Raw genomic sequence first — 15,019 nt, 5'->3', positions numbered from 1 at the left:
ACCAGGCACATCCGACGTTTTCTCAACGCAACCAGGACAGATCATGAAATCACTTTTCCTTGCGTTCGCAACGGCTGCCCTCTGCGCCATCTCGTTCTCGGCCACCGCGCAGACGAGCAGCTACCCCAATCGCTCCATCAAGATCATCGTGCCTTATGCAGCCGGCGGCGGCGCGGACCAGGTGGCGCGGATGATCGGGCAGAAGCTGAGTGAACGCCTGAAGCAACCCGTGGTGGTGGAGAACCGTGGCGGCGCGAGCAACACGATGGGGATGAGCCTCGTGGCCAAGTCACCTGCGGACGGCTACACGCTCGGCCTGGTGACACCGACCTTCGTGATGACGAAGTCCATCGTCAAGAACCATCCGTACGAGCCCCTCCAGGACTTCGTGGCCGTGGCCATGCTGGGCGAAGCGCCGCTGTTCCTGGCCGTGACGGCGAACCTGCCCGTCAAGAACCTCAAGGAGCTGATCGAGTACGGCAAGAAGCATCCCGGCGAGTTGAACTGGGCGTCGGGCGGAACGGCCTCGACCCAGGGCCTGGCGGGACTGCTGTTCAGCTCCATGGCGGACATCAAGACCGTGCAGATCCAGTACAAGGGAAGCTCGCAGGGGATGAACGACCTGCTCGCGGGCGCCGTGCAATTCATGTTCAACCCCATGCCCTCGATCGCGCAGCACGCCAAGAGCGGGAAACTCAAGATCCTGGGTGTGGCCAGCACCGAGAAGTTGCCGATGCACCCGGACATTCCGGTGATCGGTGAAACAGTTCCCGGCTTCCACATGAACGGATGGTTCGGGCTCGCAGCCCCGGCGGGCACCCCCAAGGACGTCGTCGAGCGCCTGAACCGGGAGATCGGAGAGATCGTGACGTCACCCGACACCCGCAAGAACATGATCGACAGCGGACTCGAGCCCAAGGTGATGAGCGCGAGCAAGTTCGGGGAAATGATCGCTTCCGACTACGCCAAGTACGCCAAGATTTTCGCGACCGAAGGCGTCAAGCCTGAGTGATGGATCAAGCTCCGCACGATTGACTCGCACCCTACCCACACCGCAACGATCGCCATGCTGAACATCAAAAGACTGTCCTATGAAGAAGCGCAGGTCCTGATCGACGGGGCCGCGCAAAAAGCGCGCGAAATGGGAATCCCGATGTGCATTGCCGTCACGGACGAATCCGGGCACCTGATCAAGTTCGACCGCATGGACGGCGGAAAGATCAGCAGCATTTCCATTGCGATCGACAAGGCGTTCACGGGCGCCGTCGCCAGGAAAGGCACCCACGTCTACAACGAGCTGTGCCAGCCCGGGAAACCCACGTTCGGAATCCACATGACCAACGGCGGCCACTTCAGCATCATCGGTGGAGGCCTACCGGTGGTGGTCGGCGGGGAGATCGTTGGCGGTGTCGGCATCAGCTCGGGGACCGCCCACGAAGATGTCGAGTGCGCAGAGGCGGCCCTCGCCTACTTCTACAAGACGACGGGCCTGACCGCCTGACGCCTGCCAGGCGCGCGACGACCCTGCCGGAACCCTTCACAAGCATGTCAAAACTCAAGCTCTCGCTCGCCTGCTGGAACTACGACCGAACCCGGGCCCTGATGGACGGCTCGGTGAGCCCCGACGGAATCGACCTCACCTATCTGAACCTGCCGGTCGAAGAGACATTCTTCCGAATGCTCCGCAACCGTGAGTTCGACGTCGCGGAGTTGTCGCTGTCGTCTTACCTGATCGCCGCCTCGAAGCCGAACAATCCCTTCATCGCGATTCCTGTTTTCCCGTCCTGCATGTTTCGGCACTCCGGGATCTTCGTCAACGCGAACTCGGGCATCTCGAAGCCAGAGGACCTCATCGGGAAGCGGGTCGGCACGCCGGAATACCAGATGACCGCGGCGGTCTGGATTCGCGGCATCCTGGCGGAACACCATGGGGTGCCGGTTGACAGCGTCACGTACTTCACCGGCGGTGCCGAACAGCCTGGCAGGACCGAAAAGCTCAAGCTCGATCTCCCGAGCAACATCCGGGTGGAGCGGATCGGCGCGACCCAGACCCTCTCGAAGATGCTTCAGGATGGCGAGATCGACGCCCTTTACAGCGCCCGGACACCTTCGACGTTCAAGGCCGGGGACGGCAAGGTCAGGCGGTTGTTTTCGAATTACGCCGAGGTGGAGCGCGCCTACTACAGGAAGACGCGCATCTTCCCCATCATGCATGTCATGGTCATCCGGCGTGATGTCTATGAGCAAAACCGCTGGATCGCAGCGTCGCTGTACAAGGCATTCGTGGAAGCGCAACGAATCATCTATGACGAGTTCGACGAGACCGTCGTGTTGAAGACGATGCTGCCTTGGATGACTTCCAACGTGGACGAGGTCCGGGCGGAAATGGGCCCGGATTTCTGGCCCTACGGCTTGAACGACACGCGCACGACCTTGGACACCTTGTTGAAGTATTCGGTACAGCAGGGGCTGACACCGTCGATCGTCGAAGCCGAATCGCTCTTCGCTCCAGAGACCCTCGAGACATACAAGATCTAGCGTGGCGCGACCGCCCTAGGTGGCGGGCGACGCCTGGTTCGGCAGTACGATCCCCGGCAGCACCGCGCCTCTTTACCTTCAATTCGCATCGCTCCTGATTTGCGTCGGTGCTCACCGAGGTACAAGCGTATGGAGCTCAGACATTTACGCTATTTCGTCGCTGTGGCCGAGGAGGAACACATGACGCGTGCCGCGGCGCGCTTGTGCATCCAGCAGCCGCCGCTGAGCGTGCAGATCATGGCGCTCGAGGAGGAGCTGGGCGTCAAGCTGTTCACACGGGCGGGAAAGCGGATCCAGCTCAATCCGGCCGGCAAGTTGTTCCTGGGCGAAGCAAGGGAAATCCTGACCCGCGTGGATGACGCGAAGGAGCGGGTGCGGCGCTTCGACTTGGGCGAAGAAGGACGCATGCGAATCGGCTATACAAGTTCTGCGTCATTGCACCAGCTGACGCCCGGCATCATTCGCGCTTTCCGGTCTGCCTACCCTCTGATTTCTCTGGAAATTGAAGAGGGCGCCACCCACGACCTGTTGTGCGCCCTCGAAGAGGAACGCATCGATGCAGCATTCGTCCGTTCTGCCGTCACGAAGTACACCACGCTCGACAGCATCGAGTTGATCAAGGAGGACATGGTCGTCGCCGTGCCTGTGCAGCATGCGCTGGCGTCCGCAAGAAAAGAAGGGCTGCGTTTGAGTGATCTCGGCCATCAGCCTTTCATCCTCTATCGACAGGTCAACGGCTCCGGCATCAAGGAAATGCTGCTTGAAGCTTGCGGCGCGGCCGGCGTCGAGCTCGAGGTTGTTCAGGAGGTACGCCGGATCGTCGCGGCCATCCAGCTGGTTGCTGCTGGATTGGGCATCTCGGTGGTTCCAAGGTCCCTCAATTCCATGCAGCAGAACAATGTCGTCTACCGGACCTTCGAGCCGCCGGCAGCGCTGACCGTACCGCTCAGCCTCGCGTTCAGGCGCAGCGCCAATGCGCAAGCGGTGCGGCGATTCATTTCGCTTTCGCAGGAGCTTGCGAAGGTCGGTGAGTGATCGAGCCGTCGCCGCCGCGGTGACGCCCGCGGTTCACGATCTCCGGTCGCTGAGGCGCGAGCGCCCCGCGCCACCTGCCTTCGACGCCCAGGTCAAAGCTCCCCTCCGTCATGAGCGATTCATCTGATGGCGGTGCCGCTCGTGGGAGTCCACACTAGCAGCCATGGTACTGGGGAGTCGGCAAGGCTCCGGATTGACCCGGCATGCGAGGGTTCGAGTCCTTCCTCCCGTGCCAAGAACTCGTCCGTTCAGATTGCCAGAGGCGGACGTCGGGGCAACCGCCCCCCGTACCGGCGGTGACCGCCGGAAAAGACCGGCGCCACCGCTACAACGCCAGCGCTGTCATGCTGGCATGGAGATACATCGTCATGGCCATGAACGCTACTGTCGTGTTTGCTTCCGCGCTTGCGCTCATCACCTCTGTCGCCCATGCGGCACCGGCGGTCTCGATTACCGGTACCGGTTGCGCGTTCTATGACGGCGATGGCGGTTTCGCATTCACAACGAATACCAGGATCCTCTCGACGCAAAGTGCTAACGGAAATGGTTTGTTGAAGTGCGAAGGAGCGGTCCCTCCGCCGACCAGCGGCACGGCAGTGCGATACGACTTCGCGACGACAGGAGGCGTTTGCGTAGCGACCCACCCTATCAATCAGGCGACAGAGCAGTGGCAACAAACGGTCTCAGCAAATGGAAACGTCACGCTTGTTTGCCAATTCGGCAGCGGCAGGTAAGGTCGCGGCGCAACCCGAGAGAGCAAGGACCATCACCGCAGACAGGAGTGAGGCTTTCATAGCGCGCTGGTATGTAGTGAGCAACCTGTAGAGACAACACATCTAGTGCCTTGTCAGGACGTACTCCGACTCGGCACCACTCGGCAGCCGGTAACTACCGATCAGTTTGCCGTCCTGCAGTCGAAACGTGTGTGACGCCCTTGCGCACCGCCCGCCCGGCGAGTAATCGAACGTGAACGCGTCTCCGCTGCGCCGCACCTGGATCGAATCAAGGTCCTCGGAGCATCGCCAGTTCGCGTTGTCGGGGCGCGTCTGCCGAATCTGGCCGGAGAACGCATTGCCCTCTGGCCTGGCGAAATGTAATTCGAGGTCGCCATTGGCACTCGTACTCTTGCTTGACCACATGCCACTCCACTTTCCCTGAAGAGCGTCGACGCCGTCTTGCGACCACGAAGCGGCTTTGCCGATACGGCAGATGGTCGCGATACTTGCTCACCATCACGTGCGCAAGCAGGCCAGCGCGCTTGAGAGCCTCGACGTTCGTCGAGCATTTCGGTGGAGGTGTCGCTGCGGCCAAGCACATCGATGCTGTGCCCGCTCGGCGCAGATGCGCCTATCAGGTCCACACCGGAGGCGACGTCATACAGCAGCTCACGCCGCCAGCCGCGGCGCGTCGGTGCGAACCGGCATCCTCCAGTCAATGCCTTCGAGCAGCATCGACAACTGCGCGGGAGTGGGCGCCACGCTGCCACTGTCCGCCTGCGGCCAGACGAAGCGGCCGCGCTCCAGCCGCTTCGCAAGTAGCAGCAGCCCTTGTCCGTCGAACCAGAGCACCTTGAGGATGTCACCCCTGCGGCCACGGAAGGCGAACACATGGCCGCACAGGACGGGTTGGCCGCCAGTGTCGTCTGCACGATGGCCGCGAGTCCGTCGAAGCCCTTGCGCATGTCGATGTGGCCCGCTACCAACCAAGCGCGGGTGCCGGCAGGCAGACCGATCATGCGCGCAGCGCCTGTAGAACCATCCGCAGCTGCTCAGGTTCGGTGCCGTGGTGCACCCGCAAGAGTGCGCCGGCGACTTCGATTTCGATCGGCAGAGAGCGCTGTGCGGGCTGCGGCGTCGCAATTGCGAGCTGCGACCCGCACGGCTGCGGCGCCATCACCACCGGCAGGACGGCGGGTGTGCGCGCGGGCGGCACCAGGTGGTCCAGCCGCATCGAGCGTCGAAGCTGGTTCGCATTGATCTCATGTCGCATGGCCAGGGCAGCCACCGAAACGCCAGGCCTGCCCGCCTGTTCAACCAGCCAGGTCTTGAAGGCGGTGGAGAAGACTCGCTTTCCGTTGGCCTTCACGCGCTCGACGCGCTCGCCCTTCCACTCGGAGGTGTGTCCACTGTCTTGCATCGTGGACACATGCTGACCTGCTCTGTCGGTCAGTTCAATAGGGCCGTGAGGCCTCGCTTGCAGACCAACTTTCTTTCGAACTGTTGCCCGCCAGATCGCCTGTAGATGAGCAGGCGATCGCGCCTTTGCTTCGGCAGTGCACCGAGGCAGATTCGATCAGACGCCTGAGATACCAGGGTCAGACCCGCCGAATTCCGAGCCTCCGCGCGGGCGTCGCATGTAGGCTCGCGCCAGTCGTCTCTATGCTGACGGCACCAGAAAAGCGAGCGCGTTGGGATACATCGGGGCTGAGATGCCGGCAAGGATGCGGCCCTGTGCGTCCCGTCCGATAGCATCCCAAATGAATGCTGTTCCATATAGCGGGTCTACCGGATCGATGAGGTCGGACAATATCGTCACCTTGTCGCTGGTCCACATGAGAGCTTGTGTTCCACCGGCACCATCAACCCCGCTGCCAAAGATCGTCCCCTGGTAATCCGTCCCGGAGACCGTCGAGCTCTGGTAGCGCGGCGGCACGGGCAGGCGCGTGGCCTGTTCATTCACCCATCTTGCTGCCCAGCTCACATTCCGTGATGACAAAACAGTACCGGCAACGACGCCTTGCGAACTAATGCGGCTTGCACTACCACCGGCCCACCCGTTCCCCGAGGGCATTGGAAGGACGGTCGGTGTGTCCGCATTACTCCACAGCACCGGAACTTGCCTGCCCTGTTCTGGAAGGAACGCGGCGCCGACCATGCGGGAGCTGTCATTGATGCCCTGGACTAGATAGCTGGATGTGCCGACTGGCGGCGTAGGGACAATGACGTCATTGCCCCGCCACCAGACACCCTGGGTTGGCGCATTCGGCGCACTCAACGACCCGACTATCCCTGCAACGTCACTGATGCAGTTTGGGTATGCCGTAGAGCCTGCAGGAACGGGAAGCAAAGAGGTCACGCCGTTGCTCCACATCCTAGCGCCGGCACTGCTGTAGACACCCGCGAATCCGACTACCACGCCGGACTCGCTGATGTAATTCGCCCAGCCCGAGGCGTCCTCCAGAATGGTCTGGGTACCGTCGTCGTTCCACTGGACTGGAACCAGGGCGAGTTGAGTGGGACTGGTGACCTGCCCTACCACCTGGCCGGCCTTGTTGATGCACTTCCCGTACTGCTGTGCGGCGGCACTGGCTAGGATCTGAATGCGATACAGCGTCCCCGCACCTGTGCCCGGCTTGCCCCCCCCTGCCCCACCGATGCCTCCTCTTGCTCGCGGCTCGACAGTAAGAATGTCCGAAGGATCGGCACCGCCGCCGCCGCACGCGACGAGCAATGTGGAAGCTCCTAGGGCGAGGAAATCCTTGCGGGTCAGACGCGCCTGCGTCAGTGAGCTTGGGATCTTGCGTTCCGCCATTCCGTGCTCCATAAAAGGCAACTGGGCGCGCCATCCTAGTGGCCGCTCCAGCAGCAATCCATAGTTCAACTTGATAAGGAGCACGGACCCGCTGGGCGGGCCAGGCCCCGCCAGTTCGCTCTCGAACTCATCGGACTCCACGGGGTCGGGCAGTATCGACAAGCTCACGCACGAGAACGCCGCGCTCAAGCGGCTGAAGTTCGCAAGCCCTTGGCCCCGGCGTCTGCCCCAGCCATCGAGCGCTTCCAACCCAAGCGCGCTGTGCTGCCGGCGAGCCTGCCGCGCCGCGAGATCCGCCACGAGCCAGACAGCACCACCTGCGCCTGCGGCTGCCGGATGAGGCGCATCGGCGAGGACGTTGCCGAGAAGCTCGACTACGTACCCGGCGTGTTCACCGTGGAGCGCCATGTGCGCGGCAAAGAGGCCTGCGCGCGGTGCAAACCATCGTGCAGGCGCCGGTCGCACCGCACGTGATGGACGGCTGGTGCGGGACGCTGGTGTGTGACGACTACTCGGGGTACAAGGCCTTGTTCGCCCAAGGCGTGGCCGACGCTGGCTGCCTGGCGCACGCACGGCGCAAGTTCCATGAGCTGTGGGTGAACCACAAGAGTGCGATCGGGGAGAAGGCCCTGAAACTGTTCGTCCGCTTGTACCAAGTGGAGCGCGAGGTCGCTGACTTCGACGACGCCGAGCGACGGCGCATTCGCCAAGACAAGGGCAAGCCCGTTGCCGACGCCCTGCACGCATGGCTCACGGCGCAGCGGCAGTTGGTGCCACCAGGATCGGCGACAGCCCGCGCCATCGACTACAGCCTCACGCGATGGAAGGCACTTACGCGCTACCTCGATGACGGTCAACTGCCCGCTGACAACAATAGGGTAGAGAACCTGATCCGGCCAATCGCGATCGGTCGAAATAACTGGTTGTTCGCCGGCAGCCTGAGAGCGGGCAAACGTGCCGCCGCGGTGATGAGCCTGATCCACTCGGCACGGCTCAACGGCCATGACCCTCATGCGTACCTGTGCGACGTCCATGCGAGGCTGCCGACGCAGCCGGCCAGCCGAATCGACGAGCTGCTACCGCACCGCTGGACACCCTCGGCACGCTGACTCGTTGATCCTCCGGCCGCAACGCGGTCAAGATGGGATCACCGCACGCATACTGGAGGACGAAGCCCTGTCGGTGAAGGTGCGGCAAAGCTTCATCGGCAGCGACCGAACTAACGGTGCCCGCCGTGTCTGGCATGACGTTTTGGCCCTCGGTGAATGCTGCGGCCTGCACCGCATTGAGCGCCTGATGCAGGTGCAGGCCCTGCGAGCCAGACCCAGGCGCCGAGGATTGCCCAAGGACCCACCCGACGTACCCGACGCCACCACTGGGTGAGGCCAGCCAGTGAGCCCTTCCGGGCGGCGAGTGACACCGCCCGAGCGTGTTTCCTATCAGCGATGTATCAGGTGTCGCAGCGCCGCAGGCGTGGAACTCACCAATTAGGCGCTTACTAACGGGGGTTGAGGCCGTTCGTGCCGCCCAGCCTAGACTGCATCTCCTTGTCCGCGAACAGCTCCCGGATAAGGCGAGCGGTCTCGCGAGCTGCGCCTGAGGTGGCGCGCACGGTCGTCGCACTCATGGCGATCGTGCGAATGATTTCGGGCTGGATGATGCAGGCGGCCTGTAGTTGTCCCTTTCGGACTTCCTCTTCAATGGCGTGGTAGGCGGCAATGGTGTAGGTCCCTGCATGGGCCGTCAAGGCGCGCTGAATCTGGCCTGACTCGGCCTCGAGCAAGACCTCCAGCTTAATGGCGGCTTCGCGTTCCAGTCGTCTAAGGAGCACGCGGATGCTGCTCATCGCACTCGGCAGCACCATGGGCAGCCCGTCGAGCTTGCGAAACGGAACGTTGTCGGTCTGCGTAAGCCGGTCTCCCTTTGCGCTCACGAGGTAGGACGAGACCCGTGCCAAGCTTTCGCTCCCAGCCCCGATATTGCCGTAGTCGTAGGTCACCCCGAGGTCCACGGCGCCGCTGGCCACCCACTGGTCAATGTGTGCGACGGAGCCTTCCATCACGCGCAGGCGGATGCCCGGGTGCAGCGCACGAAGGCGAAGGAATAGTGGCACGACCAGCGTCGGGGACAGCGAGGACAGGACTCCCAACGTGACCTCTCCCGCTAGCAAGCCGCGGCGTTCGCGAACAGTGGCAGTCAATTCGTCGGCGTCTTCGACCAGCGCCCGGATGCGGGGCAGCAATTGCTCCCCGAAGTCGCTCAGCGTCATGCCCCGGCCGGTTCGAAGGAACAACTTGCCGCCGCATTCCTCTTCCAGGCGCGCGATCTGGCGGCTCACGAAGGGCTGCGTGAGACCCGATGCGACTGCGGTCCGCGTGAGGCTGCCTTCGGACAGCACCAGCAGGAAGAGCCTGAGCCTGCTGAGATCCCATGCTGTGCTCACGTATGAGTACCTCCGTCCCCATGCCTAAATGATCATAGCTGGTCTGCCCAATACCCCCCTGTCCATGAATGGGGCGGCTGCCTACATTGTCTGCAAGACCAAAGGAGACGACATGACGATGAGACTTCGGACTGGCGCTGAGAAAAGCACAGGGGTGCATCAGCCACGGCTCCTGCGCCGTGCCGTGCTGGCGCTTGCGTTGTTAGGCGCGACAACCGGCAGCATGGCGGCGGGGTTTCCTGAGCGCCCGATCCGGCTAGTGGTCGCCTTTCCGCCGGGCGGCGGCGTGGACGTTGCCGCGCGCCTGATCGGAGAGCGCGTGAGCAGAAAGCTGAATCAACCCGTAGTCGTCGAGAACCTGCCGGGGGCGGCCGGCAACATCGGGACTGACCGCGTGGTCAAGTCGAAAGCGGATGGCTACACGCTGCTATTTGCGAGCATTGCCAACGGCATCAACCCCAGTCTCTACGCGCGCCTACCCTTCAATCCCGAACGCGACCTGGCGCCGGTCTCGCTATTGTCGACCTCACCGTATGTGCTAATGGCGAACCCCGCCTCTGGCATCTCCAGTATCAGCGACCTGAAGAAGCACTCCGAATCCACCCCCGGTGGCGTTCAGTTTGCGAGCGCGGGCAGCGGCTCGGGCTCGCATTTGTTCATGGAGCTGCTGCGCGCCACACTCAAGGTCCCAATGACTCACGTGCCCTACAAGGGCGCGGCGCCGGCGATGAACGACGTGCTGGGGGGGCAAGTGCCCGTCGTGTTCGACAGCATCATCACCGGGCTCCCGCTGATCAAGGCTGGCAAGGTGAAGGCCCTTGGCCTGAGCACCCAGACACGCTCGGCTGTGGCGCCCGAGATTTCGACGCTGCATGAGCTCGGCGTCACCGGCTACAACGCAACCAGCTGGTTTGGCGTGTTCGCGCCGGCCGGTACGCCGAGCGAGGTCGTCAGCACGCTGAGCGTCGCGTTTGCCGAAGCGGTTAAGGATCCAGCCACGGCGGCCAAGATGCGTGAGCTGGGCTCCGATCCCGTGGGCTCCGATCCGGAGACCTTGGCGCGCTTCTTCGCCAATGAGGTCTCCACCTGGCGCAAGCTAGTTCGCGACATCGGCGTCACCCTTGACTGAGAAGCGATTGCCCGCCGCGCCGCAGCTATGCCCCACATCGTGGTGGAGTACACCGCTAACCTCGCGGAGCATCTGGACGTGCGGCAGCTGTTGACTGCCTTGCACCGGGCCGCCTGCGCGTCTGGTCATTTCCTGCCGAGCAGCGTGCGAACTCGCGCAATCCAGCTAGATGATTACCTAATCGGTGACGAGCACGCGAGCAACAGCATGGTCCACATAGTGGCGCGCGTGCGGCCGCGAAGCGATTCGCAACTGCGAGAGCTGGGTGCCACGCTGATGGAGGCGGTGACGGGGCAATTGCAGCAGCTTCAGGAACGGCTGCCCTTGGGCATCACGCTCGAAGTTCAGCAGATTGATGTGGCCCACCGGTTCCTCCTGTGCAATCTCGAAGAGTTTCAAGCGAAGCGAAAGCCAGAATGACGACCAAGATCCACCCCATCCCCTTGGTCGGCTTGCTGGGCCGTGGTGAGAAGGCCAAGTTCACCCATTTGTTCAACCATGGGCAGGACGTGCGTTTCGGCTACTACGTATGGCTGATCCAGGATGCTGGCCAAAACATCCTCGTAGACGCAGGCGGCACGGCCGAACAGGCGACGGAACACTGGGGACGTCCCAGGGACACCGTGACCCACATTCAGACGCTCGAGGAGGGCTTGGCGCGGCACGGCCTAGCTGTCGCCGATATCAACATCGTGATCCTCACGCACCTCCACCTAGACCATGTTGCCTATATCCGCGACCTAATCCATGCCCGCTTCATCGTGCAGAAGGCAGAACTTGAATTCGCGCGAGCCCCGCACCCTGCCGACCGGTTCTACGACGCGCGCGTGGTCGAAGGTCTCGAATTGGAAACCGTCGAAGGCGATTACCAGGTCACGCCGTCCGTGCGCACCGTCTTCACGCCTGGGCATACGCCGGGCGGCCAGTCGGTTGCCGTGGAGACCGAGCGCGGCGTCGCGATCATCACCGGCTTCTGCTGTATCGAGGAAAACTTCTTTCCAGGCGAGCGCATCCAGAAATCAATGCCGCTCGTCGTGCCGGGCGTCCACCTCGACGTCATCAAGGCCTACGACAGCATGGTAAAGGTGCGGGACCTCGCGGCCATCCTGGTGCCAAACCACGATGCCAAGTGGCTGGACGGCGCTGCCATTGGCTGAACGCCTTTTCTCTTTCATCAACTCTTACCCACGCCCCACGATATGCGAGCAGACGCGGCACACGAGACACTGGCCGGCACCTTCGGACAGGCAGACTGGATCGACACCCTAGTTTCCATGGGTCCGGAGCAGGCCAAGGGCTTCGCTCAGCTGGTGAACGGCATCCTGAACGAGGGGCCGCTGCCGGTGAAAATCAAGCACTTCATGCTCTTCATCATCTTCGTGGCCAAGGGTTACGAACCACTGGCGCGCGCACATGCCGACGCAGCGAATCGGGCGGGCGCCACGGTGGAGGAATGGCACGAGGTATTGGCAGTATTCCTGCCCTCGCGCGGAACCATGATGTACATGGAAGGCGCGCGCGTGCTCGGTTTGGACAAGGCGCTCACCGAAGGCGCGGACGACTCAGACACGGCGTTCAAGCGCAAGGACGAGATCCTCGCTTATTTCAAGAAAGCCATGGGCGAGCTGCCCGGCTTCGTGCGCATCCTGGCGGACAAAAAGCCAACGCTGTTCGAAGGCTACTTCAAGCTGCGCAGTGAGAACCTCAAGGACGCCTTCATTCCCCAGAAATACAAGGAACTTATGCTCGTTGCTCTGAACACGGCCGAGCGTTATCAGACCGGCCTCGAGATTCATGCAAAGGCAGCCCTGGGCTGTGGAGCCTCGCAGGAAGAAGTGCTCGATGGCATGACCACCGCCATCCTCGGCGGGGGTGTGCCCGGCTGGATTGAGGCCGCGCAGGTGTACGAACGCATCTGCCCTGGGCAGGCGACGGCGAAGGCAGAGTGATCGCCCCTCCATTGTTGACAACGTGCTCGCGAGCGCGCGCAGTGTTTGGTTTGCAGGACGACTCGAGGTAAGCCGAAACGGGGATGCACCTGATTTACCAGGTGTGCGCTGGCCGCATTCGCCTGAGCGAGTCTCGCCGTCAGGTCGGCTGCCAGCAGTGGATCAGGTGTCGCACCGCATGGGCGTGGAAGTCACGCAGGAAGCCGCGGCGCACTGGCTCGGTCGCGCCGGTCTGCAGGACGAGGGTCTCCCTCAGCGGGTGGTGGCTGCCGATGAGGAACTCGTTGCGCGCGTGCAGGCGGTCCAGCAGCCGCTCGGCCGGCACGCGGTCGAACTTCCCACCGGCGCCCCGGTTGCACCCGCGGCACGCGAGGACCAAGTTCCGGGCCCCGTCCACCCGACCGTTCAACGCGGTCCGCTTCAGCGCGTGGGGGGAAGAAGTGGTCGACGTCCGCGAACGTGGCCGCTTCCCTCGTCGACACCGGGGCCGAGCAGTAGAAGCAGAGGCCCTGCTGGTAGCCGTTCAGCGCGTCCCGGCAGGAGGTGACCGACGCGCGCCGCAGCTCTCACGAACGCCCCGATGGGTGGCTTACCTCACCTCGGAGCTACGGGGTCACGGGGTCTACCGAATCCCGTCATCGGCCGGATCCACGCGCAGTGTTCGCTTTGGCAACCACCCAGTGCGGCAGAAGGAGCTTGTGCGAGAGTTTGGCTCATGCAACCTTGAGCACCTATTTACCGGGCGAGCTGACGCCGAGGCAGTTGCACTCGCTTGTCAAGCGACGTCGAGAACTGACCCCCTGCCGACATCGAGTTTTGACCCCCCTGGGTTAAGAACTTGAAGCAGCATCCGACTTCGCGCTGGCCTGGTTAGCCAGGCCAGCGCGGCGCTTCGATCGGAGCCGGTAGCTGTCGCCTCTGATCGTGATCACGTGGCTGTGATGCATCAGTCGATCCAGGATCGCCGTAGCCACCACCGGATCACCGAACACGCCGCCCCACTCGGCAACCGAGCGGTTGCTGGTCACCAGCATCGAGCCGCGCTCGTAGCGCCGGCTCACGAGCTGGAAGAACAGGTGTGCAGCGTTCGGCTCGAACGGCAGGTAGCCCAGCTCATCGACGACCAGCAGCTTGGGTTTGCTGAAGTGAATGAGCTTTTCTTCCAGCCGGCCGTCCACGTGCGCACGAGCCAGTTGGGTGACCAGGTTGGTCGCCGGCACGAACAGCGTGCTGTAGCCGCGCACGATCGCCTCACGACCCAGGGCAACCGCCAAGTGAGTCTTCCCAACGCCAGGCGGCCCCAGCAGCAGCACGCTGTCCCCATTAGCCACCCACCGCGAGGTCGCCAGCTCGCGGATCTGCTTGGAATCGATCGACGGTTGCGCGTCGTATTCGAAGCCCTCCAACGTGCGCACGAACGGGAACTTGGCGATGGACAGGCCCATCTGGATGCGCCGCTCGTTCTTGCGTCCAACCTCCGCGGCGCACAGCATCGCCAGCGCCTCACGCAGGTTCAGCTCGGAACGCGCAGCCTGGTCGAGCAAGGTGTCGAGCTGATCGCGTATGGCGGTCAGCTGCAGCCGCGTGAGCATCGGCACCAGTTCGTCGACGGCCTCAGCTGCGGCTTTCTTCGCAAGCGTGGCCATCACCAGCTCCCTCCAAGCGCCGCTTCGTATTCGGCCAATGGCCTCAGCAACTGCGCCGGCATGTCATTAGCGACAGGCAAGGCAGCTGTTCGCGGCAACCAGGTGGTGCCCACGAGGTGCGCACCGACGATGCCAATCAGATGACTGCGATCGATGACGCTCACGCGCCTCGCAGCACTTTGGGCGTGACTGGCAACCTCGCGGCCAGCATGCAACACACGCACCACGGCGTCTGACACGATCACCGTGACGCTCTCGCCAATCAAGCGCCACGGCACGCTGTAGCGGTTCGTGTCGACTTCGATGCAGGCGTCGGTGTGCACGCGTCGTACGAGCTCGCGCACCTGCAGGAACGGCGCCTTGGACGCCGCTGGCTTGAGTCGTTGGCGCTCGTCCCGCTCGAAGCGCTGCAGCGGCGGCTCGCCCGTCGTGCCGTGCGTGCGGCAATCGGCAATCTCGCGCATCCAGTGGGCCAGGTGCGCGCGCAGCGCATCGAGTGAGTCGAATCGGTGTCCGGCAATCGCGTTGCCCTTGACGTAGCCCACTCCCCGTTCGTCCTTGCCCTTGGTCCTGGCGCGGTACGGCGCGCAGGCGCGCGGCGTGACGCCCCAGTAGCGGCAGAACGGTAAGCGTCTGCCAAACCCATCTTGAGAGGCGCAGCTAACTGCGCAAGATTGCTGTCCATCTAAGTTTGATGGACAGCAGATGAACGAGCATCGAAAGACCCGGCGGCGGCACAGCGCGCAGT

16 protein-coding genes and 3 pseudogenes are annotated in these 15,019 nt (G+C 63.1%); 11 read left to right on the top strand and 8 right to left on the bottom strand.

The window, feature by feature from the left end:
• Positions 1 to 43 precede the first annotated feature (43 nt).
• The 5 genes from JI739_RS20045 to JI739_RS20025 all read left to right on the top strand — a co-directional run bounded on the left by JI739_RS20045 (position 44) and on the right by JI739_RS20025 (position 4,307).
• On the top strand, positions 44 to 1,012 hold the full coding sequence (locus tag JI739_RS20045) for a Bug family tripartite tricarboxylate transporter substrate binding protein (protein ID WP_201685748.1): 969 nt from the start codon (positions 44 to 46) through the stop codon (positions 1,010 to 1,012).
• Positions 1,013 to 1,066: 54 nt separating this feature from the next.
• On the top strand, positions 1,067 to 1,501 hold the full coding sequence (locus JI739_RS20040) for a GlcG/HbpS family heme-binding protein (RefSeq protein WP_201685747.1): 435 nt from the start codon (positions 1,067 to 1,069) through the stop codon (positions 1,499 to 1,501).
• 44 nt (positions 1,502 to 1,545) lie between these two features.
• The gene (locus JI739_RS20035) at positions 1,546 to 2,538 is read left to right on the top strand and encodes an ABC transporter substrate-binding protein (protein ID WP_201685745.1); all 993 of its coding nucleotides are present in this window, start codon (positions 1,546 to 1,548) and stop codon (positions 2,536 to 2,538) included.
• Between the two features lie 129 nt (positions 2,539 to 2,667).
• Positions 2,668 to 3,573: a LysR family transcriptional regulator gene (locus JI739_RS20030; RefSeq protein ID WP_201685744.1), complete on the top strand. Its 906-nt coding sequence runs from the start codon at positions 2,668 to 2,670 to the stop codon at positions 3,571 to 3,573.
• 296 nt (positions 3,574 to 3,869) lie between these two features.
• Complete coding sequence (locus JI739_RS20025) at positions 3,870 to 4,307, top strand: hypothetical protein (RefSeq protein WP_201685742.1); 438 nt, start codon at positions 3,870 to 3,872, stop codon at positions 4,305 to 4,307.
• A gap of 651 nt (positions 4,308 to 4,958) precedes the next feature.
• Here the strand turns inward: JI739_RS20025 and tnpB are convergent.
• The 4 genes and pseudogenes from tnpB to JI739_RS20010 form a co-directional block, all read right to left on the bottom strand.
• Positions 4,959 to 5,192, bottom strand: coding sequence for an IS66 family insertion sequence element accessory protein TnpB (tnpB, locus tag JI739_RS24895; protein ID WP_435531629.1), 234 nt, complete (start codon positions 5,190 to 5,192; stop codon positions 4,959 to 4,961).
• Between the two features lie 26 nt (positions 5,193 to 5,218).
• A pseudogene (locus JI739_RS24945) lies at positions 5,219 to 5,308 on the bottom strand (hypothetical protein); the annotation flags it as partial.
• Positions 5,305 to 5,658: a transposase gene (locus JI739_RS20015; RefSeq protein ID WP_201685741.1), complete on the bottom strand. Its 354-nt coding sequence runs from the start codon at positions 5,656 to 5,658 to the stop codon at positions 5,305 to 5,307. The gene JI739_RS20015 and the pseudogene JI739_RS24945, both read right to left, overlap by 4 nt.
• Before the next feature lie 291 nt (positions 5,659 to 5,949).
• Positions 5,950 to 7,188 (bottom strand): hypothetical protein, encoded by a 1,239-nt coding sequence (locus tag JI739_RS20010; RefSeq protein ID WP_201685739.1) that lies wholly within the window; start codon positions 7,186 to 7,188, stop codon positions 5,950 to 5,952.
• Between the two features lie 120 nt (positions 7,189 to 7,308).
• Here JI739_RS20010 and tnpC point away from each other — a divergent pair.
• A pseudogene (gene tnpC, locus JI739_RS20005) lies at positions 7,309 to 8,213 on the top strand (IS66 family transposase); the annotation flags it as partial.
• 58 nt (positions 8,214 to 8,271) lie between these two features.
• A pseudogene (locus JI739_RS20000) lies at positions 8,272 to 8,454 on the top strand (IS3 family transposase); the annotation flags it as partial.
• Between the two features lie 148 nt (positions 8,455 to 8,602).
• Here JI739_RS20000 and JI739_RS19995 read toward each other — a convergent pair.
• Positions 8,603 to 9,547, bottom strand: coding sequence for a LysR family transcriptional regulator (locus JI739_RS19995; protein ID WP_201685737.1), 945 nt, complete (start codon positions 9,545 to 9,547; stop codon positions 8,603 to 8,605).
• Between the two features lie 112 nt (positions 9,548 to 9,659).
• Between JI739_RS19995 and JI739_RS19990 the strand changes: the two genes are divergently transcribed.
• From JI739_RS19990 to JI739_RS19975, 4 genes are read left to right on the top strand one after another with little or no spacing between them, the layout of a single operon-like run.
• Positions 9,660 to 10,676, top strand: coding sequence for a Bug family tripartite tricarboxylate transporter substrate binding protein (locus tag JI739_RS19990; protein ID WP_201685736.1), 1,017 nt, complete (start codon positions 9,660 to 9,662; stop codon positions 10,674 to 10,676).
• A 27-nt stretch (positions 10,677 to 10,703) separates the two neighbouring features.
• Positions 10,704 to 11,096, top strand: coding sequence for a 5-carboxymethyl-2-hydroxymuconate Delta-isomerase (locus tag JI739_RS19985; protein WP_201685734.1), 393 nt, complete (start codon positions 10,704 to 10,706; stop codon positions 11,094 to 11,096).
• On the top strand, positions 11,093 to 11,833 hold the full coding sequence (locus JI739_RS19980; RefSeq protein WP_201685733.1) for an N-acyl homoserine lactonase family protein: 741 nt from the start codon (positions 11,093 to 11,095) through the stop codon (positions 11,831 to 11,833). The genes JI739_RS19985 and JI739_RS19980 overlap by 4 nt, the downstream gene beginning before the upstream one ends.
• 42 nt (positions 11,834 to 11,875) lie before the next feature.
• Positions 11,876 to 12,625 (top strand): carboxymuconolactone decarboxylase family protein, encoded by a 750-nt coding sequence (locus JI739_RS19975; protein WP_201685731.1) that lies wholly within the window; start codon positions 11,876 to 11,878, stop codon positions 12,623 to 12,625.
• Between the two features lie 139 nt (positions 12,626 to 12,764).
• Here the strand turns inward: JI739_RS19975 and JI739_RS19970 are convergent, their stop codons facing one another.
• From JI739_RS19970 to JI739_RS19960, 3 genes are all read right to left on the bottom strand, one after another.
• A complete protein-coding gene (locus JI739_RS19970; protein ID WP_201685729.1) occupies positions 12,765 to 13,004 on the bottom strand; it encodes a hypothetical protein in 240 nt (79 codons plus the stop codon).
• A 451-nt stretch (positions 13,005 to 13,455) separates the two neighbouring features.
• Positions 13,456 to 14,271, bottom strand: a complete 816-nt coding sequence (gene istB, locus JI739_RS19965) for an IS21-like element helper ATPase IstB (RefSeq protein ID WP_201685727.1) — start codon at positions 14,269 to 14,271, stop codon at positions 13,456 to 13,458.
• Positions 14,271 to 15,019, bottom strand: a 749-nt coding sequence (locus JI739_RS19960) for a Mu transposase domain-containing protein (RefSeq protein WP_435531625.1), incomplete at its 5' end; no start/stop codon positions are given. The genes istB and JI739_RS19960, both read right to left, overlap by 1 nt.

The organism is Ramlibacter aurantiacus (assembly GCF_016722895.1).
Classification (GTDB): Bacteria; Pseudomonadota; Gammaproteobacteria; order Burkholderiales; family Burkholderiaceae_C; genus Ramlibacter; species Ramlibacter aurantiacus.
This window is presented reverse-complemented; position numbering and strand designations above follow the sequence as displayed.